Genomic DNA, 22,955 nt, shown 5'->3' on the forward strand with positions numbered 1-22,955 from the left:
GTTTAATTTAGGAAAGAAAATAATTAATTGAATCTCTAATATATGAGCGATTTATTCAGCTTTAACAAAGAAAAAAAAAATAAGCTAGTCGATAATAACTATAGTGCAAAAGATATTGAAGTATTAGAGGGACTTGAGCCTGTTCGTAAAAGACCAGGGATGTATATCGGCGGCACTGATTCAAATGCTATGCATCATTTAGTATCTGAGGTGTTGGATAATGCTATGGATGAAGCAGTCGCCGGCTTTGCAAGTATCATCACGATAAAAATGCATCAGGATCATAGTATTACTATATTTGATAACGGTCGCGGTATCCCTATTGATAATCATCCTAAATTTCCTGATAAATCAGCTTTAGAAGTAATTTTAACCACTCTTCATTCAGGAGGTAAATTCTCAAATAATGTTTATCATACTGCAGGCGGATTGCATGGTGTTGGACTATCGGTAGTAAATGCTTTATCTAAACATTTAGAAATAAAGGTTTATAAACAAGGTAAATTATATAGCCAAAGTTATTCTAAAGGAGAAAAGTTAACTGATTTAATATGTGAAGACGCATCTAAAAGGCTAAGAGGTACATCAATAAATTTCACTCCTGATCCGGAAATTTTTAGTGAAAAATTACATTTTAATCCTAAAAAGATTTATGAGCTTGCAAGGTCAAAAGCTTATTTATATCGCGGTGTTACTATAGAATGGGAATGCGAAGTAGAAGTGCCGTCAGATATACCTAAAAAGGCATTAATAAATTTTCCAAACGGTTTAAAAGATTATTTAAGTTCAAAAATAACTTTAGATAATTTAATTATTCCGGAAATTTTTTCAGGCAATATAGAGTCTACGCCAGACGGGATAAAACTTGAATGGGCAATCTGCTGGCAAAATAACGATAGCTCGGCATTTATTCAATCATACTGTAATACCGTTCCGACTCCTCAAGGAGGAACACATGAGCAAGGACTTAAGTCGGCTATTTTACGTGGGCTTAAAGCATACGGTGAAATGATAGGGAATAAAAAAGCTGCTAATATAACTATTGAGGATATTTTAGAAACCGCAAGTGTCGTACTTTCTATTTTTATAGCTGAGCCGTCTTTTCAAGGACAAACTAAGGAAAAATTAGTATCAAATGGTGTAAGTAAACCAGTTGAGAATATAATAAAAGATCATTTTGACCACTTTCTTAGTAGCGATAAAGCTTTAGCTACTAATTTACTTGAGCATGTAATTAGCATTGCCGAGTTTAGAATAAGTAAGAAAAACGAAAAAAATATTTCCCGTAAAAATGCCACTCAAAAATTACGTTTACCCGGTAAACTTGCCGATTGCACACGAACTGCACCTGAAGGGACGGAATTATTTATTGTAGAAGGTGATTCGGCAGGAGGCTCTGCAAAACAAGCACGTAATAGAGAAACGCAAGCAGTATTACCGCTATGGGGTAAAGTTCTAAATGTTGCGAGTTCTACGCTTGAGAAAATCGTTAATAATCAAGCAATACAAGATTTAGAAATAGCTCTTGCTTGCGGTAGTTTAAAGAATTATAAAAAAGAAAATTTGCGTTACGAAAAAATAATTATTATGACTGATGCAGATGTTGACGGTGCTCATATAGCTTCGTTATTAATGACTTTCTTTTTTTTACGAATGCCGAAATTGGTAGAAGAGGGGCATTTATATCTAGCTAAGCCTCCGCTTTATCGTTTAACGCAGTCTAATAAAACTTATTATGCAGGCGATGAAGAGGAAAAAGCTAAGTTAACAGATAAATTATCAAAAGCTAGTAAAGCTAAAATTGAAGTAGGTAGATTTAAGGGACTGGGTGAAATGATGCCTGCACAATTAAAGGAAACTACTATGCATCCGGAAAAAAGATCGCTTTTAAAGGTAACTTTAGAAGATTTTCAAAATGTCGATAAAATAGTAGATGATTTAATGGGTAAAAAGCCGGAAAAAAGATTTCAATTTATTTATGAACAGGCTTTAGTTAAAATGGATAAGATTATTAGTGAGCTGGATATTTAATCGTCATTGCGAGCGTCCTCAATGTCACCCCGTGGCTTGACCACGGGGTCTCAGGACACAGCCTGTGATACAAGATCCTGCGATCAAGTCGCGGGATGACAAAAAACACACATATTTGGAGTATTATGTTATTACGTTTAATTGTAACACTATTTTTTATTATAAATTCTATTTGTGCATTTGCAGAAGAAGAAAAAGAACCTGAAAATAAAATATCAAATCAGGAGGCTTATAAGCAATTTCAAGACGTATTTGAACGTATCGAAAAGGATTATGTACAGGTACCCGATAGGCAAAAAATGATAGATGAAGCAATTAACGGTATGTTAAACTCACTTGATCCTCATTCAAGCTATTATACCGATGAGGATTTAGAAGATATTTTTACTTTTACAAAAGGTGAATTCGGCGGAATCGGTGTTGAAATAATGTATGATAGCGGAGCAATTAAGATAATATCGCCTATTGATGATTTGCCGGCTTTCAAAGCAGGGCTTAAAGGCGGAGATTATATAGTAGGCGTGAATGACGAGTTAGTCTCTACGCTTGGTCCTAATAAAGCTATAAAAGAAATGCGTGGTACACCGGGTACTAAGGTTAAATTATTGATAATTAAGGAAGAAGAGGCAAAACCGCAAGAGCTAGAGCTTACTCGCGAAATAGTAAAAATCAAGCCGATAAAAGCACATTTAGAAAAAAATAATATTGCATATATACGTATAACTACTTTTAATGAGTCAACAATTTCTGAGCTGAAGGCAGCAGTAAAGAAGTTAAAAACTGAAAGTAAAGATGATCTTAAAGGTATAATTCTAGATTTACGTAATAATGCCGGTGGTATACTCGATCAAGCTATTGCCGTTAGTGATTATTTTATTGATTCCGGTGTAATTGTAACAACAAAAGGTAGAACTATATCAAGTAATAGCGAAACTAAAGCAAATGAGTTTTCGTTAAAAGCTCCCAAAGTACCTATGATAGTTTTAATAAACGGTAATTCTGCCTCTGCCTCGGAAATAGTTGCCGGAGCTTTGCAAGATCATAAAAGAGCAATAATACTTGGCACTAAGTCTTTCGGTAAAGGATCAGTTCAGGCTTTAACGCAAATCAATTCTAGGGCTGCCGTAAAACTCACTATATCTAAATATTACACCCCAAGCGGTCGTTCTATTCAAGCAGAAGGAATAGAGCCTGATATTTTAATTGAGCCGGCAAAAGTCGAATATCCTAAGGTGAAAAAAATAGATAAGCGTTTTTCAGAAAGTTCTTTAAAAAATTACTTAAAGAATGATAATGAAAAAAATAAAGATTATTCATCTAAAAACAAAGATAGCACAAAAGAAATAAAAGCCAAAAATAATAAACAAGAAGAGAATGAATTGTCGGAATTATACAAAAAAGATTATCAATTTGCTCGTGCTTATGATGTAATTACAGGGTTGATTCTTAATAAGAAGCTGGACACAAAAGAGAAAGTTAAACAAGAAAGTAAAGAGAAAGGGTAATGTCATGCCTAGCTAAAAGCAGGAATGACATCAATGACTTTTTTAAGAGCCATACAAGCATAAAATACTTGCTCTTAAAAGAAAAGAAAGGTCGTAATGAACCATAATAAGTATATAGTAAGATTGTCATTCATTATATTGTTTCTTAATATTGTCATAAATATGATGTTTTACCGTTATTTTATGATAAAAGAAATGATAGTAAAACAAGTGGCTTTGGAACATACTAAAATTGTAGAACTTTACACTGATAATATTTGGAATACTCATCAGAACGTAATCAGTAAATTACATAAATTCGATTATTTAAAATTATTACAAGATCAAGATTTTATTAATTTTGCAAAGATTACCGCTCAATGGTTCACCAATCTTAATATTAATATTTCTCTCTACGATCTTAAAGGTAATAAATTCATCACTAGTAATATGTTACATATGTATAGTGTAGACAATTATAAAGATGATAGTTTGGTTGAGATAGTTACCGCAAAAATCGATAAATTTTTTTTAAAGTCTTTTACTTCAAAAGCTCCGCTTCGAGACGCTTTTAAAGGTATTACAAGTCATGTATTATTACCAAGGGTAATAATAGAAAATGAAAGTGATTTAACAGTGGAAGAAGCTTCTTTTGTTACTAGCTATATCCCTGTTATAGATAATAATTTAGATTTTCCCGTAGATGCAGTATTTGAGATTAACACTAATATTACCAGCCAGTGGCAAAATATAACCTCTCTTGAGCAAAAGGTTTTTATAACTTTTATCATTATTTTTATAATATTCTGCACTATAATTATTAGTAACACTAACTATGCTAGACAAGTTATTGAGGAGCAGCTTGAAACAAATAGAAATTTAAAAGCTCAAATAGTAAAAGTAGAAAAAACCAGATCTTCAAATACAAAGTTTTTTACTAATATTAGTCATGAATTGCGTACACCACTTAATGCTATAATAGGCTTTTCGGAAATTCTTATGTCGGAAAGAGATGCAGAAAAAAATAAAAATTATATTAAAGACATAAATGATGCTGGTAAACATTTGCTTAGTATGATTAATGATATTTTAGATCTTTCTAAAGCTTCTGCCGATAAATTAAAAGTAGATAGTATAGATCTTGATTTAAATAAATTAATTAGTTCTTCACTGATACTTGTTAAGCCTCGTGCCGATCAAGCCAAAGTGGTTTTAATTAGTAGATTACCGAAAGAGCATGTTGTTATAAAAGCTGATCCAAAAAGGCTAAAACAAGTATTCTTAAATCTTTTATCAAATGCCGTGAAATTTACAAATTCCGGAGGAAGTGTTACTATTACACTTGAAAAAGATGAGTTAGCAAAATTAGTATATATAAAAGTTATAGATACCGGCATCGGTATTGAGGAAAAAGATATCCCAAAAACTTTATCGGAGTTCAGTCAAATTGATAGTGAGCTTAGTCGAAAATATGAGGGTACCGGTCTTGGGTTGCCGCTTACTAAAAAGCTGGTTGAGCTTATGAACGGTAAATTTGATTTGCAAAGTAAGATAAATGAAGGTACCACCATAACAATAACTTTTACATATGACGATAGTATTGAAATATAAAAAATTGTGTGGAATATTAAAAAATTTTCGGTATACTTGTTTAATGTGAAAAATTGGCTACGTCGTTTTATAAGATCTGCGGTTCTCACGTATTAAGTATACGCTGTGATCCTCACCTTATAAACTCTTTGCTCTTTTCCAAATAAAACTTCGTCTACTTACTCTTCGTTTATTCAGAGATATTATAAAAAAATATATGAAACTTATTATCTTATTATTGACTTTTTTATTTTCTATGTTTTCTTTCGGAGAAAGCGAAACTATTAAAGGAAAGCCTTTAAAATATGCAGCAAATAATGATTTTGAAAATAGACTAGATGAACAGGAACAAGAAATCAGAAGATTAATCGGTAAAGTTGAGGTTTTACAGCATAAAATTGATATGTTAACGCAAAACTCAAATATTCCAAATCAAGAAGAAAATACTGAAGTTTTAGAAGTCGGTGACTCAAAAAAACAAGATGTTTTTGATGTAGCTTTGCTTAAAGATATGCCGGATAATGCTCCTAAAAAGCCTATTGCGGTTAATAAGGATATAGCTCCCGATAAGCAAGCTTACGATTTGGCTCTTGCTGCTTATAAAGATAATAAACTTACTGAAGCAAAAGATAAATTTAAAAATTTTATCCAAAAATATCCTAACAGTTCGCTGATTAGTAATGCTTATTTCTGGTATGGGGAATGCTTTTTTAAACAAAATGACTATAACGGAGCAGCAGTTAACTATTTAAAAGGCTATAAAGAGTCACCGAAAGGGGCAAAATCTTCCGATGGGTTATTGAAGTTAGCACTTTCCTTAGGCAAACTAAAAAAAACTCAGGCAGCATGTAATATGCTTGCTAAGCTTGATAAGGAATTGCCAACTAATAGAACTGCCGCATCCAAAAAAATGGCAGAAGATGCTAAGATCAAATTTGGCTGTAAAAATAAATAAAAATAATAAAATATGACTGATATTTTGGATGAAGTACTGAGTGATCAAAATGAAGAAAAAAGGTTAATTTTTTTCAAAAAGCTTTTACCTATAATAATAATCATTTCTATAATAGCTATTACTATAATGGTTGTTATTAATAATAATAAAGATAAAAGAATTAAAAATAACCAAAAAAACGGAGATATTCTTGTTAAGACTGTTGGTTTGGAAACAACAAAAGATAATGAAGAATTAGCTTTTAATACTTTAGAGAATTTAGTTACTACTAGTAATACTAAAATAAGAGAAATAGCTGCATTAGAACAAGTAGCCATAAAGATTTCGGAAAAAAAATATTCAGAAGCGAAAGACCTGCTTAATAAAATTATTGAAAATAAAGAATATTCTGAAATTTCTACTTTTTATGCACGTATTTCATGGTGTGGTCTTGTTATTGATGATCAAAATCTAGATATTCAAGATAAAGAAAAATTGACCAAATATTTAAACTATTTTGATGACGAGAAAAAACCTTTTTGGGCTACGGCAACTATTATAAAAGCTATGTGGGATATTAAGAATAATATGAAACCGCAAGTAGAAAAAAATCTAAAAAATTTATTAATTTCAAATAATGTATCTGATCTAATAAAAGATCAGGCTAAAGCATTGCTTGTAAATTTAAATAAATAATAATTCGTACTTAAGGAAAAATATGACAAAAAAAATAGCACTTCTGTTATTACCGTTTATTTTAATTTCATGTAACGGGCTTGGACTAAAAAGGGTAAAAAATATTGTTGAATTGACTCCTAAATTAGCGATTCAGACCAATGAGCCGATATATTTAGATTCTAATGCAAATATATATGCATTTAATGCAAATATGCTTAAGAATAAACAGTATAGTTTCGCTAGAAGCAACACAATTACCGAGCCGGTTTTTATAGGCGATATGATTTATGCATTGGATATTAGATCGAATATTTCTGCATTTTCTATAGAGCAAAATAAGATTATTTGGTCTTATAATTTAAGTAGACATAAAAAAGATAATTATATAGGCGGCGGAATTTTACACCATAGTGGAAAATTATACGTAACATACGGTTCAAGGTTGTTAGTAGTGCTAGATGCAAAATCAGGTTATGAAATAATTAGAAAAGAACTTCCGGATATTATTAGAATTAAGCCTATTGTGCTAAATGATAATACTGTCTTAGTACAAACTATCAGTAATCAAACTATTGCTTTAAATGCAGAAACTTTAAAAACCGTATGGGAACATGAAAGCCTAGCGGAAGTTTTATCGGCTAGTTATTTTATGACGCCGATAGTACAACATGACAATGTAATAGTAACTTATAATTCCGGGCAAGTACTTGCCTTAAATATAAAAAATGGTGAAGTAAGATGGAATTTTGAGTTTGCAAATCTTAATGATCATACAGCTGTACCGAATTTTGATGAATCAAGTATTTTATGTACCCCCGTTCATGATAATATGAATCTGTATATAGCGACCGGTCTTGGTAAGCTTATTAAACTGAGTACAGCAACCGGTAGTGTGATTTGGCAGGTAAATGCCGAGGATATTCAATCAATGTCTTTAATCGGTAATAGCCTATTTGTAATAAATAATGCAAGACAAATAGCAGCGTTTAATCCTGAAACAGGGAAAGTAAAGTTTGTAACTGATTTAAATGATGGAAAGGATCCTAAGAAACTAAAATCTGCTACTTTTTTAGTACCTTTTGTTGGAGTTGATAATAACAATAAGCGAAGTTTAAATGTTATTTCCGTTAACGGTGTTTTATATAGTTTTGATGTTGATAATAATGGATTAAACATGATGCCTCATATTGTCAAAATTATAAAAAATATTCGTTATTATGGGCTAAGAGCAAATAATAATTTATATTTTTCTACCGATAGAAAAATAATATTTGGAAGTAAATAGGATTGCCTAGAAAAAGTTGTTTTATAGCATAGCTTAGTCTTCCGGTGTCGTTCCCGCGAAAGCAAGAATGATATAGAAACTTTAGGTTAACTCTTTTTAGACAATACCAGTAAATAGATTATATTTAACTTGACAAATGGCAGGTATTAATGCTATTAAGTATGTTTCTTAAGTCTTTATTTAAAAAATTAAAAAGATAATATTGTGAAAACTTACTCGGCAAAGCCATCGGAAATTGAAAAGAAATGGTGGGTCATAGACGCAAAAAATATTGTACTAGGACGACTCGCTAGCAGAGTTGCTAGTATGCTACGCGGTAAGCATAAGCCTAGCTTTACACCTCATTTAGATTGTGGTGATAATATAATCATAATAAATGCGGAACATGTAAAATTAACAGGTAAAAAAGCGAATCCCAAAGACGGAAAAATGTATTACAGGCATACAGGATTTCCAGGTGGGATAAAAGATACTACGGCAGGTAAAATCTTAAGCGGTAAACACCCTGAGAGAGTTATTAAAATGGCCGTAAAAAGAATGATTACAAGAAATGCTTTAGGTGCTAAGCAAATGAGTAATTTGTATGTTTATGCAAATGGTGATCATCCTCATGTGGCACAACAACCTACTGTTTATGATTTTGCAAGCCAAAATCCAAAAAATAAAAAGTAATAGAATATGACCGAGTTAAAAATTAAAACAGAAAAAGTAGAAAAGCAGTTAACTAAAGAACCTTTAAAACCGGTATTAAAAACTCCTAAAGAAAAAATAGATAATTCAGGCAAGTTTTATGCTACAGGTAAAAGAAAAAATGCTATAGCACGAGTATGGCTTAAAGTAGGAAAAGGAAAAATAGTTGTTAATAAAAAAACAATAGACCAGTATTTTCCTTCTGAAACTTATGTGAAAACTATCTTACAGCCTTTTGTCTTAACAAAAACTATTGATCAGTATGATATAATTTGTACTGTTAGAGGTGGAGGAATTTCAGGACAGAAAGGTGCTATTTTACATGGAATTTCTAAAGCTTTAGATAAATCTGCTCCGGATGTTCATGCTATTTTGCGTAAAGGCGGTCTTTTAACACGTGATTCTAGGGTAGTAGAGCGTAAGAAATACGGACAACGTAAAGCACGTAAGAAAACACAATTCTCTAAACGTTAAGATAAAATTTGAGAAGTTGCTAGTCAATTGTTGCATGGATCAATTTTTTTATTTAGAATGATACTTCTTTACGATCTTAACAAATTATATAAACACTTTCCCCTGGCGGGGTAGCTCAGCTGGTTAGAGCGACGGAATCATAATCCGTGTGTCGGGGGTTCAAATCCCTCCCTCGCTACCATTCATTCGTCTTTTTGAAAGTTCTATAGTAAACTTGATTTGAACTTTGTGCTTCGTTGTTTATCGTCTCGCCTATTAATATATAGGCTCTACCCTCGTGCCTGTCACAAAATGGGGTTGAGTTTACTATAGTTTTTAATAAAATTTTGTATAAGATAAATATTAGACTTCTTGCATAACCTATCTTATAAAGAGGAATTTGAAGGAGATACGGAACACAGAACCGGAGCATAGTCAAATCTATGTGAGGATTCGAGTACCGGATTACCTTTAGAAAGAGGTTATGCAAGAAGTCTATTTTATATTAGGGTCTGTGAAGATCTCTAAAAAGATTTGATTTGTACTAAAAAATATCTCAAAATAACAAATCAATTAGAAACCTTTACAAAGTCTAGCATTTTATGAAATTGATTTTAACAAGTTTAATTCTTATATTTATGAGCTTTCTTCCAATATATGCTAAATCCTTACCTAAAGGGTTCGTATATCTGAAAGATATCGATCCCTACAATTATTCAAAGTATGCGTTATTATTCAGATGAAAATTTTGTTGGTAAAAAGGTAGAGGGTTATAAAGCACCGGAAGCAATTTTAACCATAGAAGCTGCTAAGGCTCTTAAAGTAGTACAAGCTGAGATAAAAAAAGATGGTTATTCACTTATTATATATGATGCATATAGACCATAAAAAGCTGTACAACACTTTTTAAGATGGAGCAAAGATAATATTGATCAAAAAAATAAGGAAAGCTTTTACCCATATATAGATAAGTCTAAATGTTTTACATTAGGTTATATAGCTGAAAGATCCAGTCATAGTAGGGGTAATACTGTAGATTTATCAATAATAAAAATTCAGCAGAAAGTTAATAATAACCCGAAAGTCATTAAGAGAAAGTTGAAAGACGAGCGTGTTATATCCTATTTAGATGACAATACGGTAGACATGTATACTTCTTTTGACGTATTTGATGAAGCTTCACATCATGACAGTAAATTAATTGATAAGCAATATTTAGCAAAACGTAATTATTTACGTTCTAAGATGCAAAAACATAATTTTAAAGCATGTCAAATTGAGTGATGGCATTATACACTTGAAGATGAGCCTTATAAAGATCAATATTTTAACTTTGATATAGAATAAAAAACTATGATAGTATTAAGCAAGAAAAGATGCATACCATGTGAGGGCGGTATTCCGCCGCTTGAGAAAAAAGAAATTGATAAGTCACTAGCAGAGTTATAAAATGATTGGCAAGTGAATGAATTAGGGCATCTTTATAAAAAATATAAATTTTCTAATTTTATAAAAGCTATGGAATTTGTAAATAAGATAGCTGAAATTGCAGAGCAGGAAGCACATCACCCCGATTTAACTATATCTTGGGGGGAGCATGTAGTGTGGAAATATGGACTCATACAATCGACGGTCTTACAGAAAACGACTTTATATTGGCTGTAAAGATAGAGAAAACTAATTAGCTCTTGAACATCGGCTAATATTTATTTTTGTCAAATAAATATATAAATATACTTGAAATTATTACATAATGACGTCATTTTTTCATGGAAATCTTAAGCAATATTTACTATCTAAAATTGAAGAAGAATATTCTATTCACCAAGTTTGCGGGTTAGTAGGACCAAGGCAATCGGGTAAAACAACATTAGTAAAATCTTATTTAAACAGTATAGAAATACCTACACATTTCTTTGATTGTGAAAATCCTTTACATTTAGCTAGACTTGAAAATCCAATGCTTACTTTTCAAGAATTACAAGGCTTGATAGTAATTGATGAAGTACAATTAAGACCCGATTTATTTCCTGTGCTACGTGTAATTGTAGATAACAATAAAGAAAGTAAGTTTCTAGTTACAGGCAGTGCTTCACGTGATCTATTAAACCAATCTTCTGAAACCTTAGCAGGAAGAATAGGTTATCACCAGGTTACTCCTTTCACTCTTGAAGAAGTTAAAGATTGGAAATTATTATGGAAAAGAGGTGGATTCCCAAAGTCATTTCTAGCTGCTTCTAATAAATTAAGTGAACGATGGCGGGATGAATATATAAAAACTTTCTTAGAGAGAGATATATTAAAACTTGGCTTTGATTTAACCCCTTCAATTGTTAATAAATTATGGCGTATGCTTAGTTTTATGCAAGCTCAAGTTTTAAATATTCATCATTTAAGTCAATCCTTGGGAATAGATCATCGTACTGTTAAAAGGTATCTTAATATTTTGGAAAGTGCTTTTATGATTACTTTATTAAGACCATGGCACAACAATTCAAAAAAACGTGAGGTAAAATCTCCTAAAATATACATTAGAGATAGTGGTTTATTATATAGATTACTTGGATTATCAGATGAAGAAATAGAATTTAACCCAAAACTTGGAGCTTCTTTTGAAGGCTTTGTTATTGAAGAGATAGTACGTCATTTTAATGCTTATGAAACTTCTTATTTTTGGGCTACTCATAGCGGAGCTGAACTTGATTTACTTATAACAAATGGAATAAGAAAAATAGGATTTGAAATAAAATATACTGAAAACCCTAAGATAACAAAATCAATGAATATCGCTTTGAATGACTTAGAATTAGAACATTTATATTTAATAATCCCAAGTAACGAAAAATTTAAACTCTCTGAGAATATTACTTGTTTAGGAATTGAAAATCTTAGGTTTTGTAAAGATTTCTAATTTATTTACTGATAGCCTCTTATATATTAAAAGTAAGAAAAACTACTGAATTAATGATTCAAATTCTTTTACGACGGCTTGATAAAGTTTCCGTTTGAAAGGAATTATAATAGATAATAGCTCGTCAAGTGATGCCCAACGCCATTGATCAAATTCCGGATTAGAGGTATTTATATTAATATCTTCGTTATTTCCGGTAAATCTAATGAGAAACCAGCGTTGTTTCTGTCCACGAAAATTACCATTCCACAATTTAGGTATTAAAAAGCTTGGTACATCATAACTATACCAGCATTTGCTTTCGGCAATAATATATCCTTTATCGCTTCCTATTTCTTCTAACATCTCACGCATTGCTGCAATACTTGGTGTTTCGCCGGGAACTATCCCACCTTGCGGCATTTGCCATGCAGATATTTTTGTATCTATTCTTTTACCGACGAATATATGGTTATCGGCATTTAATATCATCATGCCGACCCCTGGTCTATATGGTAAATCAAGATGTTTTTTGGAAGAATTTCTCATTATTTTTTTACTTAAAAAAATCAATTATAATTTTACTACTTGATTTTTACCCGTTGTTTTAGCTTCATACATAGCTTTGTCAGCACGTTCAATGAAAGATTCTATTGATTCTTCTTTTTTATATTCCGTAACTCCGATTGAAATAGTTTTTTTTAAAGGTTCAATTTGATCTTCAATGTGAAAATCCATATATTCTATTTTAACTCTAACTCTCTCCGCAGTTTCAATTGCTTTAGAAATATCTATATCCGTTAAGAGTATAGTAAATTCTTCACCGCCGAATCTTGCTATTAAGTCTGTTACTCTGAGAGTATTCTTCAAAATACGGGATACAATTGTTAAAACCTTATCGCCTGCTTGATGACCGTAAGTATCGTTTACATGTTTAAAATTGTCGATATCACACATAAGTAAATATAATTTAATACTTTCTTTATTAGCTTTCTCAATCATTTGTTTAAGGTGTATATCGAAATAGCGACGATTAAATAAGCCGGTTAAGCTGTCTTTAGCTGCTAAATTAACACTTTGTTCAAGATCATTACGTAAATTATCTTGGTATTGCTTACGCCTTAATTGTGTTCTAATTCTAGCAAGTAATTCACTTTCCTCTATAGGATAAACGAAATAATCATTAATACCGAGTTCAATACCTTTCACAACCAAAGGCATACCGTCTTCATCAATTTGTAAAATTATTACCACGCCGCTTATTTCTGCTTTACCTCTTAAAATAACACTGATCCTCAAAGGATCTTCATTTTCGAGCGTACTACTGATAATTACTAAATCGGGTGTATATTCATTTATAATATCTAATTCATCGGAATTACTTATTACCTTTACGTTTTGGGTAATCTTAAGTAACATTTGTTTTATATTTTTAGCTTGTACTATATCATCATTAATTAGTAATATTTTTTTATCTGTGCAAGTGTCATGCATTTCGATATTTGTTACGCCTAATAATGCATTAGTGTTATTACGAAGCTTTAACTCATCAATTAAGCTTTTCATTCTAGATAGCGATTTAAGTCTTACAAATAGAGCAGTATCGTTAATCGGCTTTGTTAAAAACTCATCAGCTCCTGCCTCAAGACCTTTAACTCGATCATCAATATCGGAAAGTGCAGTTACCATTACAACCGGTATATGAGTAGTTTCCGGATCGGTTTTTATCGTTTTACATACCTCAAATCCATCCATTTCCGGCATCATAACATCAAGTAGTATAATATCAATTTTTCCCTTTTTAAGAATTGCTAGTGCTTCTTTGCCGCTATTTGCAGTAAGAACCGTATAATACTCTTTTAAAAGTTTGGCTGTTAGTAACTTAATATTGGTTTCTATATCGTCTACTATTAATATTGTGGTCATAAGATTAAATTCTTGTTTTTAAAGGAAATAATTTGTATATTTATACTTTAATTTTAAGTCTTAAATGTATAATATATGAAAATTTCAGCAAGTTCAATTAGAACAGGTAACATATTAGTTTATAATAATGATTTATGGGTTGTAAGCAAAACACCGGAACATACTCAACCAGGGAAAGGCGGAGCTTATGTACAAGTTGAGATGAAAAATTTAAAAACAGGGACAAAGCGTAACGAAAGATTCAGTTCTTCCGATTATTTAGAAAAAGCTGAACTTGAACAAAAAGATTATCAATTTTTATATTTTGAAGGTGATGATTTGGTATTGATGGATACCAAACATTTTGATCAAATAAATGTTCCCAAGGAAATTTTAGAAGAAAAATTACCTTTCTTAACTGAAAATATGATTGTTAAAGTCGAATTTTATAATGAAAAACCTTTAAATATTGAGCTTCCTCCAACTGTTATACTTGAGATTAGTGAAACTGATCCGGTAATAAAAGGAGCAACCGCTACCGCCTCTTATAAACCAGCAATTTTAGAAAACGGTATTAAAGTTAAGGTGCCGCAATATTTAGAAATAGGAGAAAAAATTGTTGTTAAAACTGATGATATGACATATGTTGAAAGAGCCAAATAAGTATAATTGTCATACTATGGCTTGACCACGGTATCCATATAAAATTAAAAAAAAACTAGACCCCGTGATCAAGTTACGGGGTGACATCTGTTTCTGGATTCCTGCACTCAACGGAATGACAACCAAGCCATGCAACAATGCCTACAAGCTCGTGGACATAACAACGAGAAATTAACTATAATTTACATCAAATGCAACCTATAACTAATTTATTAATTAATGCCCTGCGTAAAGCAGTTAAGTTTTTGCATAGAGATTTTTTAGAACTCGAAATGCTACAAAAAAATTCTGTAAGAAATGAAGAATTTTGCAAGCGATCTTATTTAAAATTAAAAACTTTATTATGTGAAGAATTAAAAAAACATACACAATATTTATTTTTTCCGGAAGATAAATTCGATTTAAATAATGATTATGAGAGTGTTTTTTTAATTAATCCTATAGATAGCCCAAATAATTTCGCCAGAAGCATACCTTTTTTTGCGATATCCGTAACTTATTTAAAAAGGAATCAAGAAGTTTTAACTCCTACTTCTACAGTAATATATTTCCCTGCTCTTAATGAAATTTATTATGCTGAAAAAGGTAAAGGAGCTTGGATAGAAAAAAATAATTTAAACTCTAATTATCAAGGGTTAAGACTTAGAGTTTCCGATAATGCCGATTTAAAGAACTGTTTAGCAATTATTGAAGATGTAAATCATAATGATTTGGAGGAGATATACTCCGGTGAAGTGAAGAGTGATTATATAAATAATATGAGATCTTTTGGCTCTCCTTGCTATGCAGCTACGCTTGTAGCTTCAGGTAAAGCGGATTTAATATGTTTATCATTATTAAATTTTACATTATATTATGCATTTGAGCTTCTTATTAGGGAAGCAGGCGGGATAATTATAGATTCTAGCGATAAATTTATATATTCAAATCGTTATATTGCTAAGAAACTTAAAAAATATTAGACAAGAAATTATTTTAGATTTGCATTTTTATTGTTAGAATATAATAATATTAATATAATTATTAATTCATAAAGTTATGGCACATTATAAAGAGTTTGAATTTGACTGCGATTTTGGTGGACAAAGAGCCAAGTTTAAGTTTTATATAGGTATGCCGCAAGAAGGGCATCATCCGCTACAATTTCAAGCAAAATGGTTATCTGACGAAAGAGGCGGTACTATTCCTGATGAGGTTATGAAAGCAATATCACAGCTAAATGATCTTGCCAAAAAACACGGTGTTCCACTTCCGGATTTATGCGTATATGCTCTTGGTTCTGCTCAAGAAGCCCAAGCTACCCCTCAAGAAGAAGATGAAGACGAGAGTGAGAACCAAGAAGATAAAGCAGAGCAGGCATAGTTTAAAAATAATAAGGAGATTCATAGAGATTAAAATGAAACAATATAATGATTTATTTAAAATTATTCACCGCGAAGGATATATATTTATTGCTAGCTTTGCATTAGTAAGTTTTTTATTAGCATCATTTAATGAAAAACTTGGCTGTATTGGATTTATTGCTACTGCTTGGTGTATTTATTTTTTCCGTAATCCTGATCGCTTTGTGCCTATAAGTGATGATCTGGTAATAAGTCCTGCAGATGGAATAATTCAAGAAATTAAGGAAGCATTGCCGCCGCTGGAATTAGGGCTTGGTGATGTGGAAATGATTAGAGTTAGTATTTTTCTAAATATTTTTAATGTCCATGTTAATAGAATTCCGGCAAACGGAAAAATTTTAGCACTTCATTATAATCCGGGAAAATTTTTTAATGCTTCACTCGATAAAGCTAGTATTTATAATGAGCGTCAATCAGTATTAATGGAAACTGATCAAGGACAGAAAATTGTTTTTGTTCAAATAGCCGGACTGATAGCAAGGCGTATAGTTTGTGATTTAGAAGAGGGTAATGAAGTTAAAACGGGCGAGCGATACGGTATAATTCGTTTCGGTAGCAGAGTAGATGTTTATCTACCGTTGAAAACAGCTTTATTAGTGAGTAAAGGGCAGACTGCTATAGGCGGTGAAACTATCATTGCTGATTTTGGACGTAAAAAGACAGCAGAATTTAAGTTTGAGAGGAAGTAGTCTCATAACTTCAAAACCGTCATTGTGAGCAGCCGTAGGCTGCATGGCAATCTCATGAAATAATAACAAACTCCTGAGATTGCTTCGTCAAAACTTACAGTTTTTTCTCGCAATGACGTTATAAATACATTTTGAGTATAAAAATTGTTAAAAATTCGTAAATCTATAATAACTAAGCCTGTACCTCTAATAAAATTAATTCCCAACTTTATTACGTTGCTTGGTTTAGTAACCGGTATGAGTTCTATAAAATTTGCTTTGGATAGCAGATGGGAACTTGCGGTATATTGCATTATAGTAGCGGCAATTATTGACGGTATCGACGGTAGAATAGCAAGGATACTAAATGCAGCTAGCCCATTTGGGGCAGAGCTTGATTCATTATGCGATTTTGCTAATTTCGGTATAGCTCCTGCTTATTTAATATATTTATGGTCTTTTCAACAATATGAGTATAAGGTATTTTCATCAGCAGTAATGCTATTATTTATAGTGTGTATGGCATTGCGTTTAGCTCGCTTTAACGTTGGTATTTATCAACCGAAACAAGATAAAAAAACTGAATATTTTTTTACTGGTGTACCTGCTCCGTGCGGTGCTTTACTTGCTTTAATGCCTGTAATGATAGATTTTGAAATCGGTATGTTATTAAATATCAATACACGTACTCACACCATAACAATTAATATATATTTAGCTATTATAGCTTTTCTACTTGCTAGTAGGCTTCCTACAATCTCAACAAAAAATTTAAGTATTAAACCTGAATATTTATCGCTTGCAATGATTTTAGTTGCTATTGTTATTATAAATCTTATCATATATCCATGGTATTCACTGCCGTTAATTGCAGTTATATATATTCTTTCTATACCAATTTGTTATTTTTTTAAACATAGAGGGTATTGGTAAAGTTAATTATGCCGAGTGTATTACAACAAGCTATCGACAAATATAAACATCATATATTTACTAAATATGTAATTATTATAGCCTTAATAATATTTATTTATTTGGGATATAGAATTTATGTTTGGGCAAATACACAATTCACGGATAATGCTTACATAGATGCAGATATTTCAAATGTTAGTGCTGAAGTTAGTGGTGTTTTAACAAAGTTATTTGTTACCGATAATACTAAAGTTAATAAAGGCGATCTGATAGGTGAAATTGACGATAGAGATTATAAGGCAAAGCTTGCAGCACTTGAAGCATCTATTGAAGCTTGCATAAAAAATATAGAAATTATAGAGCAAAAAATCTCAATAGGGCGGATTAGCCTAGAACAAGCGGCTGAAAAATCAAAGCTTACTAAAATAAGCTTTGATATTGCTTCAACGGATTTTACTAGAGTGCAGGAATTAAATAAGGCAAAATTTGCTAGCTCTAAAACGTTAGATGATTCTAAAAATGCATATCAAAAAGCCAAAACGGATTATAAACAAGCACAGTTAGATGTAGATATATCTAAGCAAAATTTACAGCTTCTTGAGCTTGAAAAAGCAGCAGAACAGGAAAAACTTAAAGAGCTAACGGAAAATAAAAAAGTAACCTTAAGGAGCTTACAAAATACTAAACTTATTGCTATGGTACCCGGTATATTCGGTAATAGTAGTTTAGAAGTCGGAAATTATATATTACCCGGTAGAGCATTGTTTTCTATAGTGCAGGATAATTCAATGTATATTCAAGCCAATTTTAAGGAAACACAAATTAAGAAATTTAAGTCCGGCATGAAAGTCAAAATTGAATTTGATGCTTTGCCTAAAAAGGTAATTTACGGGAAGATTCGTAATATCGCTCCTGCTACCGGCTCTAAATTTAGCTTAATCCCACCAGATAATGCTACCGGTAATTTTACTAAAATCGTACAACGTGTACCTGTTTTAATAGATTTTGAATCCCCAAATGCTAATCTAGTTCCCGGCATGTCAGCAATCGTATCCATTAGAACAGATCAAAAGACGTAATTTTTGCTAAAGAATAGCCATATTATAATTATTCCATCACAAGTATACAGAATCTAGTATATTTACTTAAAAAGTTATATAATATAAGTAATACTAATAAGTAATAATTAATATGCAAAGATATTTAGATCCTACGAATGATATTTATTTAAAAAAATCTTTCGTGATTTAGAGAGGTTAAAGGAATTTATCAATGCAGTTCTTGAACTACCTGAGGGGCTTAGAATTAAAGAAATAGAATTTATCCTGTGTAGAGCAAGTACCTATGCTCGATAAAGGGAAAAAAAGCATAGTTGATTTAAAGGTTAAAGATGAAGCCAGTAGCTGGTATATAATCAAGATGCAAAAAAGAAATGAAAGCGATTACTTAAAAAGAGTACAATATTATTCTGCTCATTCTTATGTACAGCAACTTACATAAGGAATAAAGCATAAAGATTTATTACCGGTAATAGTTATTTCGCTTATAAAGACTAAAATGTTTGATGACGAAGTGCCTTGTATCAGTCTTCATAAAATGCTTGAAACTAAAACAAATAAGCAATATTTATTTGATTTTTCCTATGTATTTATAGAGCTTAAAAAGTTTGATAAAGATAAGTTTGATACTACTATAGATGAGTGGCTACATTTATTTAAATGTGCAGAAAACGAAACTAGCCCGCCTGCAAATATAAAGAGCGAGAAAGTATTAGATGCGTACAATGTAATAGAAATGCATCACCCTCACACCCCCATAAGAGCAAAATTAATGGAAGATGCTGAAGAAATAGCTTTAGAAGAAAAGTTTGAAAAAGGTAAAGCTGAATTAATATAAATGATGTTAAAACAAGGCAAAACTGTTCAGCAAATAATAGAGTTTACAGGGTTATCTAAGGAAGAAATAGAAGAGCTAAAAGCAAAAATAGAAAATTCTAAAGCTAGTTGATTAATTATTTATCCCTTAACTCTGCTAATTCTTTTTTTAGTTTTATTACTAAAGTTTGTAATTTTTCAAATTCTTCGCGAGTGACGTAATTACCTTTAAGTATTTTATCCTCAATTATGCCACAGCTTTTATCCGCTATACTATTTAAGGCTTTTTGTGCTACGCTGCTAGCTCCAACAGCTACTTTTAAAATATTATTTGTTTTCATAGTACCTCTATCGATAAAGCATGCAAGCCGCTATTAAATTCATCGGCAAGTAAGTTATTAATAGTGCGATGATTGGCAATTAGGCTTTTTCCCTGTAATGTTTCTGCAGAAATTCTTATTTTTATATGGCTGTGGATTCCGTCATAATGACTCGCATGTTTATAGCTTTCATCTATTATTTCTTGAAAATGTGGTTTTAACACACTTAATTTTTCTTGTATCCTTTCTATGCGGCTCATATTTTTATTTCATTTACAGTAAAAATGTCCTAATATTCTTAAGTATATAATTTTATGATAAAAATGGCAATGTCAGAATTAATAACGGATTATAAAGATTTACAAGATGAGATAGATAAATTGGAAAAAGGCGTATGTTTTGCTTGTAGATTAGTTAATTATGATGAAATAGAATTTATAGAGCAAGATAAACACTTTATAATTAAAGATTTAGATCAAATCATTGAAGATATAAGCAAAGAACTTAATATTTTTTCAAAGTTTAAGAAAATAAAGCAAGATAGAATATTATTTATCCTAAATACTACTGATTCTGACTTAATTAAAAATTTTGCTAGAAAATTATATTTATTTTCGCAGCTTTATATTAATGAACAGAAGCCGGCAATTTATATGAATTGTTATATTGCTAGTATTAAATTTCCAAAAGTAAGTAATAATGCTAAAGAAATTGAAAAAACATTAAATATGTTACTTGCACAAAATAATAATTATTATTACCGTGAATATAGCAGTACAGAACATGATTTGGAAAATATAAGAAAATCTAATCTTCAGCTTAACTTACTACGACAAGCCTTAGCAAACAAGACTATGCGATTTGCTTATCAGCCTATAATAGATCGCAATACTATGAAAATTCATTATTATGAATGTCTGCTTCGTATACCTGACGAGAACGGCGTTTATATTTCCATAGGTCCTATAATCCCTATTGCTGAAAATAAAGGATTAATTTTTATAATTGATCAAATTGTTTTGGAAATGACTGTTAATGAACTTGCCCGCAACCCAAACTTAATGTTAGCCGTTAATATTTCAAATATAGGAACAAGCGATGAAGCTTTATGGGAAATAGCAGAAAACTTATTAAAAGCTCATAATGTTCGGGATCGCTTAATTATTGAAATTACAGAAACTTCTTTCAATGAGCATTATGATAAAATAACTTTATTTATTAATAAACTACGTAAGTACGGATGTAAATTTGCATTAGACGATTTTGGTTCGGGTTTTACTTCTTTTAAACAACTTCAAAGCTTACCAATTGATATTATCAAAATTGACGGTAAATATGTGCGTAGTATTACAAGTGATGTACAAAGTAGGTATTTCGTAGAAAGATTAATTAAAATTTCAGAAGATTTAGGTATTGAAATAGTAGCTGAATTCGTAGAAAACGGGGAAATAGCTAAATTTTTAATTGATCTAAAAGTCGGTGGGCTACAAGGGAACTTCTATTCCGAAGCAAAGTTTGATAGGGTGGATGAGGTTTAATTATTGTCATACCGCGACTTGGTCACGGTATCTCATGATATAGCTTGTGACACAAGATCCCGTGATCAAGCCACGGGATGACAAAGGGCTTGACAATCTACATAAAAACCTATATGCAGAACTCAACTTTAAATGATTAAACTTAGATGCTGTTACTTGAATTAAAAAAAACTAATCAAACCTTAGAAACTATACATTTTATAGGGATCGGCGGCATTGGAATGAGCGGTATTGCCGAGATATTACATAATCTAGGTTATAAAGTACAAGGTTCCGATTTAGTAGAAAATTATAATACTAAAAGGCTTGAGTCATACGGCATTAAAATATTTTTAGGACACGCTGAGCAAAACATTACCAATGTTTCGTATGTTGTTATTTCATCGGCAATTAATCCAAATAATCCTGAAATACAAGAGGCATTAGAGTGTAAAATTCCGATTATTAGACGTGCGGAAATGCTTGCTGAACTTATGAGATTAAAATGTTCAGTAGCAGTTTCGGGATCGCATGGTAAAACCACTACTACTTCTTTAGTTGCTTGTTTATTTGAGGCAACCGGTTTATGTCCTACGGTTATTAACGGCGGGATCATAAATAATAAATCGACTAATGCATATCTTGGTTCAAGTAATTATTTAATTGCGGAAGCCGATGAATCGGATGCAACGTTTATTCATATTCCATCAACTATTGCGATAATAACTAACATTGATCCCGAACATTTAGATTATTATAAAGATTTTGAAACATTAATTGGTGCTTTTAAAAGCTTTATTACTAATTTGCCGTTTTACGGTTTTGCCGTTTGTTGTATCGATCATAAAATAGTTCGTAAGTTAGTAGATGATATTACTGAAAGGAAGATTGTTACTTATGGAATCGATTCGGAAGATGCTCATATTATAGCGTTTAATATTAACACTGATATTGCCTCCTCTACTTTTGACGTAAAAATTAGTCTACCAAATGTACTAGGTACAACGATTATTGAAAAAATTACTATTCCAATGCCTGGAAGACATAATATTTTAAATAGTCTTGCTGCAATTGCCGTTGGGATAGAATTAGATTTCGGTATTAAAGCTATTAAAAACGGTTTTAATAATTTTAAAGGAGTGAAGAGAAGATTTACTAAAGTAGCGGAATATAATAGGGCTTCAATTATTGATGATTACGCTCATCATCCTGAGGAAATCAAAGCAACACTTGCGACGGCTAAAAATATAGCAAATAAACAAAACGGTAAAGTTATTGCTATTTTTCAGCCTCACAGATATTCAAGAATGCAGCATTTATTTGATGATTTTATGCTTTGCTTCGCTGATGCCGATATACTCTATATTACCGATATATATGCTGCAGGTGAAAACCCTATAGAAGGAATTACAGGACAAAGTTTAGTTGATAAGATTACTAAGAATAAGCATCACGATAAAGCAAATTTTCTAGTGCAGCTAGATGATGCGGTTGGGGTTATTATAGATAATGCAGCTTCCGGTGATATGATAATTATGATGGGAGCAGGTAATATTTCAAGTTTTGCTAATGAATTAGATGGGAGATTGTCATCCCGCAACTTAATCACGGGATCTCAGAATACAGACTGCGATACAAGATCCCGTGATTAAGTC

Annotated in this window: 22 protein-coding genes, 1 tRNA gene and 3 pseudogenes; 22 read left to right on the forward strand and 4 right to left on the reverse strand. The window is 31.4% G+C overall.

Annotated features, from left to right (window positions below; all coding sequences use genetic code 11):
• Positions 1 to 42 precede the first annotated feature (42 nt).
• From parE to AB1146_RS04605, 13 genes and pseudogenes are all read left to right on the forward strand, one after another.
• Complete coding sequence (parE, locus tag AB1146_RS04540) at positions 43 to 2,031, forward strand: DNA topoisomerase IV subunit B (RefSeq protein ID WP_355403601.1); 1,989 nt, start codon at positions 43 to 45, stop codon at positions 2,029 to 2,031.
• 125 nt (positions 2,032 to 2,156) lie between these two features.
• Entirely contained in the window at positions 2,157 to 3,536 is a 1,380-nt protein-coding gene (locus AB1146_RS04545; protein WP_010423605.1) for a S41 family peptidase, read from the forward strand.
• Positions 3,537 to 3,632: 96 nt separating this feature from the next.
• Complete coding sequence (locus AB1146_RS04550) at positions 3,633 to 5,126, forward strand: sensor histidine kinase (RefSeq protein WP_010423603.1); 1,494 nt, start codon at positions 3,633 to 3,635, stop codon at positions 5,124 to 5,126.
• A 196-nt stretch (positions 5,127 to 5,322) separates the two neighbouring features.
• On the forward strand, positions 5,323 to 6,060 hold the full coding sequence (gene ybgF / locus AB1146_RS04555) for a tol-pal system protein YbgF (RefSeq protein WP_010423601.1): 738 nt from the start codon (positions 5,323 to 5,325) through the stop codon (positions 6,058 to 6,060).
• Between the two features lie 12 nt (positions 6,061 to 6,072).
• Entirely contained in the window at positions 6,073 to 6,735 is a 663-nt protein-coding gene (locus AB1146_RS04560; RefSeq protein WP_010423599.1) for a DUF2659 family protein, read from the forward strand.
• Positions 6,736 to 6,757: 22 nt separating this feature from the next.
• Positions 6,758 to 8,002 carry an outer membrane protein assembly factor BamB gene (locus tag AB1146_RS04565; protein ID WP_010423597.1) on the forward strand — a complete coding sequence of 415 codons (1,245 nt, stop codon included), beginning with the start codon at positions 6,758 to 6,760 and terminating at the stop codon, positions 8,000 to 8,002.
• 204 nt (positions 8,003 to 8,206) lie between these two features.
• Complete coding sequence (gene rplM / locus AB1146_RS04570) at positions 8,207 to 8,674, forward strand: 50S ribosomal protein L13 (protein ID WP_010423595.1); 468 nt, start codon at positions 8,207 to 8,209, stop codon at positions 8,672 to 8,674.
• A 6-nt stretch (positions 8,675 to 8,680) separates the two neighbouring features.
• Positions 8,681 to 9,166: a 30S ribosomal protein S9 gene (gene rpsI / locus AB1146_RS04575; protein WP_010423593.1), complete on the forward strand. Its 486-nt coding sequence runs from the start codon at positions 8,681 to 8,683 to the stop codon at positions 9,164 to 9,166.
• A 104-nt stretch (positions 9,167 to 9,270) separates the two neighbouring features.
• Positions 9,271 to 9,347: transfer RNA gene (locus tag AB1146_RS04580), tRNA-Met, on the forward strand.
• Between the two features lie 400 nt (positions 9,348 to 9,747).
• Positions 9,748 to 10,033, forward strand: a pseudogene (locus AB1146_RS04590) (M15 family metallopeptidase).
• Positions 10,034 to 10,291: 258 nt separating this feature from the next.
• Positions 10,292 to 10,429 carry a hypothetical protein gene (locus AB1146_RS04595; RefSeq protein ID WP_029374831.1) on the forward strand — a complete coding sequence of 46 codons (138 nt, stop codon included), beginning with the start codon at positions 10,292 to 10,294 and terminating at the stop codon, positions 10,427 to 10,429.
• 69 nt (positions 10,430 to 10,498) lie between these two features.
• Positions 10,499 to 10,830 (forward strand): annotated as a pseudogene (locus AB1146_RS04600) (4a-hydroxytetrahydrobiopterin dehydratase).
• 68 nt (positions 10,831 to 10,898) lie between these two features.
• Positions 10,899 to 12,056 (forward strand): ATP-binding protein, encoded by a 1,158-nt coding sequence (locus tag AB1146_RS04605; RefSeq protein WP_010423585.1) that lies wholly within the window; start codon positions 10,899 to 10,901, stop codon positions 12,054 to 12,056.
• A 42-nt stretch (positions 12,057 to 12,098) separates the two neighbouring features.
• Here AB1146_RS04605 and AB1146_RS04610 read toward each other — a convergent pair whose 3' ends face one another.
• The gene (locus AB1146_RS04610) at positions 12,099 to 12,584 is read right to left on the reverse strand and encodes an RNA pyrophosphohydrolase (protein ID WP_008580323.1); all 486 of its coding nucleotides are present in this window, start codon (positions 12,582 to 12,584) and stop codon (positions 12,099 to 12,101) included.
• A 24-nt stretch (positions 12,585 to 12,608) separates the two neighbouring features.
• Positions 12,609 to 13,961 (reverse strand): PleD family two-component system response regulator, encoded by a 1,353-nt coding sequence (locus tag AB1146_RS04615; protein WP_010423579.1) that lies wholly within the window; start codon positions 13,959 to 13,961, stop codon positions 12,609 to 12,611.
• A gap of 75 nt (positions 13,962 to 14,036) precedes the next feature.
• Between AB1146_RS04615 and efp the strand changes: the two genes are divergently transcribed.
• The 7 genes and pseudogenes from efp to AB1146_RS04655 all read left to right on the forward strand — a co-directional run bounded on the left by efp (position 14,037) and on the right by AB1146_RS04655 (position 19,485).
• Positions 14,037 to 14,603 carry an elongation factor P gene (gene efp / locus AB1146_RS04620; RefSeq protein WP_010423577.1) on the forward strand — a complete coding sequence of 189 codons (567 nt, stop codon included), beginning with the start codon at positions 14,037 to 14,039 and terminating at the stop codon, positions 14,601 to 14,603.
• 191 nt (positions 14,604 to 14,794) lie between these two features.
• Positions 14,795 to 15,565: an inositol monophosphatase family protein gene (locus AB1146_RS04625; protein WP_010423574.1), complete on the forward strand. Its 771-nt coding sequence runs from the start codon at positions 14,795 to 14,797 to the stop codon at positions 15,563 to 15,565.
• Positions 15,566 to 15,641: 76 nt separating this feature from the next.
• Entirely contained in the window at positions 15,642 to 15,965 is a 324-nt protein-coding gene (locus tag AB1146_RS04630) for a DUF2610 domain-containing protein (RefSeq protein WP_010423573.1), read from the forward strand.
• A gap of 34 nt (positions 15,966 to 15,999) precedes the next feature.
• On the forward strand, positions 16,000 to 16,695 hold the full coding sequence (locus AB1146_RS04635) for a phosphatidylserine decarboxylase (protein WP_010423570.1): 696 nt from the start codon (positions 16,000 to 16,002) through the stop codon (positions 16,693 to 16,695).
• Between the two features lie 144 nt (positions 16,696 to 16,839).
• On the forward strand, positions 16,840 to 17,607 hold the full coding sequence (locus AB1146_RS04640) for a CDP-alcohol phosphatidyltransferase family protein (protein WP_010423569.1): 768 nt from the start codon (positions 16,840 to 16,842) through the stop codon (positions 17,605 to 17,607).
• An 8-nt stretch (positions 17,608 to 17,615) separates the two neighbouring features.
• Positions 17,616 to 18,668: an HlyD family secretion protein gene (locus AB1146_RS04645; RefSeq protein ID WP_010423566.1), complete on the forward strand. Its 1,053-nt coding sequence runs from the start codon at positions 17,616 to 17,618 to the stop codon at positions 18,666 to 18,668.
• 265 nt (positions 18,669 to 18,933) lie between these two features.
• A pseudogene (locus AB1146_RS04655) lies at positions 18,934 to 19,485 on the forward strand (PD-(D/E)XK nuclease family transposase).
• A 115-nt stretch (positions 19,486 to 19,600) separates the two neighbouring features.
• Here the strand turns inward: AB1146_RS04655 and AB1146_RS04660 are convergent.
• Positions 19,601 to 19,804 carry a hypothetical protein gene (locus AB1146_RS04660; protein WP_010423562.1) on the reverse strand — a complete coding sequence of 68 codons (204 nt, stop codon included), beginning with the start codon at positions 19,802 to 19,804 and terminating at the stop codon, positions 19,601 to 19,603.
• Entirely contained in the window at positions 19,801 to 20,043 is a 243-nt protein-coding gene (locus AB1146_RS04665; protein WP_010423560.1) for a BolA family protein, read from the reverse strand. Before AB1146_RS04665 ends, AB1146_RS04660 begins: the two co-directional genes overlap by 4 nt.
• 54 nt (positions 20,044 to 20,097) lie before the next feature.
• On the opposite strand from AB1146_RS04665, the gene AB1146_RS04670 reads away from it, so the two are divergent.
• Positions 20,098 to 21,321, forward strand: a complete 1,224-nt coding sequence (locus tag AB1146_RS04670; RefSeq protein WP_010423558.1) for an EAL domain-containing protein — start codon at positions 20,098 to 20,100, stop codon at positions 21,319 to 21,321.
• A 146-nt stretch (positions 21,322 to 21,467) separates the two neighbouring features.
• On the forward strand, positions 21,468 to 22,952 hold the full coding sequence (gene murC / locus AB1146_RS04675; protein WP_355403616.1) for a UDP-N-acetylmuramate--L-alanine ligase: 1,485 nt from the start codon (positions 21,468 to 21,470) through the stop codon (positions 22,950 to 22,952).
• Positions 22,953 to 22,955 lie beyond the last annotated feature (3 nt).

It is taken from the genome of Rickettsia helvetica, assembly GCF_963970025.1.
GTDB classification, from domain to species: Bacteria; Pseudomonadota; Alphaproteobacteria; order Rickettsiales; family Rickettsiaceae; genus Rickettsia; species Rickettsia helvetica.

What these genes read in the sequence shown, in the direction of transcription:
- ybgF (WP_010423601.1), top strand. Translation starts at nt 5,323, where the DNA reads ATGAAACTTATTATCTTATTATTGACTTTTTTATTTTCTATGTTTTCT.
- AB1146_RS04615 (WP_010423579.1), bottom strand. Translation starts at nt 13,961, where the DNA reads ATGACCACAATATTAATAGTAGACGATATAGAAACCAATATTAAGTTA.
- AB1146_RS04560 (WP_010423599.1), top strand. Translation starts at nt 6,073, where the DNA reads ATGACTGATATTTTGGATGAAGTACTGAGTGATCAAAATGAAGAAAAA.
- AB1146_RS04550 (WP_010423603.1), top strand. Translation starts at nt 3,633, where the DNA reads ATGAACCATAATAAGTATATAGTAAGATTGTCATTCATTATATTGTTT.
- AB1146_RS04605 (WP_010423585.1), top strand. Translation starts at nt 10,899, where the DNA reads ATGACGTCATTTTTTCATGGAAATCTTAAGCAATATTTACTATCTAAA.
- rpsI (WP_010423593.1), top strand. Translation starts at nt 8,681, where the DNA reads ATGACCGAGTTAAAAATTAAAACAGAAAAAGTAGAAAAGCAGTTAACT.
- AB1146_RS04630 (WP_010423573.1), top strand. Translation starts at nt 15,642, where the DNA reads ATGGCACATTATAAAGAGTTTGAATTTGACTGCGATTTTGGTGGACAA.
- murC (WP_355403616.1), top strand. Translation starts at nt 21,468, where the DNA reads ATGCTGTTACTTGAATTAAAAAAAACTAATCAAACCTTAGAAACTATA.
- AB1146_RS04665 (WP_010423560.1), bottom strand. Translation starts at nt 20,043, where the DNA reads ATGAGCCGCATAGAAAGGATACAAGAAAAATTAAGTGTGTTAAAACCA.
- efp (WP_010423577.1), top strand. Translation starts at nt 14,037, where the DNA reads ATGAAAATTTCAGCAAGTTCAATTAGAACAGGTAACATATTAGTTTAT.
- AB1146_RS04645 (WP_010423566.1), top strand. Translation starts at nt 17,616, where the DNA reads ATGCCGAGTGTATTACAACAAGCTATCGACAAATATAAACATCATATA.
- AB1146_RS04595 (WP_029374831.1), top strand. Translation starts at nt 10,292, where the DNA reads ATGTATACTTCTTTTGACGTATTTGATGAAGCTTCACATCATGACAGT.
- AB1146_RS04635 (WP_010423570.1), top strand. Translation starts at nt 16,000, where the DNA reads ATGAAACAATATAATGATTTATTTAAAATTATTCACCGCGAAGGATAT.
- AB1146_RS04660 (WP_010423562.1), bottom strand. Translation starts at nt 19,804, where the DNA reads ATGAAAACAAATAATATTTTAAAAGTAGCTGTTGGAGCTAGCAGCGTA.
- AB1146_RS04565 (WP_010423597.1), top strand. Translation starts at nt 6,758, where the DNA reads ATGACAAAAAAAATAGCACTTCTGTTATTACCGTTTATTTTAATTTCA.
- parE (WP_355403601.1), top strand. Translation starts at nt 43, where the DNA reads ATGAGCGATTTATTCAGCTTTAACAAAGAAAAAAAAAATAAGCTAGTC.
- AB1146_RS04670 (WP_010423558.1), top strand. Translation starts at nt 20,098, where the DNA reads ATGATAAAAATGGCAATGTCAGAATTAATAACGGATTATAAAGATTTA.
- AB1146_RS04610 (WP_008580323.1), bottom strand. Translation starts at nt 12,584, where the DNA reads ATGAGAAATTCTTCCAAAAAACATCTTGATTTACCATATAGACCAGGG.
- AB1146_RS04625 (WP_010423574.1), top strand. Translation starts at nt 14,795, where the DNA reads ATGCAACCTATAACTAATTTATTAATTAATGCCCTGCGTAAAGCAGTT.
- AB1146_RS04545 (WP_010423605.1), top strand. Translation starts at nt 2,157, where the DNA reads ATGTTATTACGTTTAATTGTAACACTATTTTTTATTATAAATTCTATT.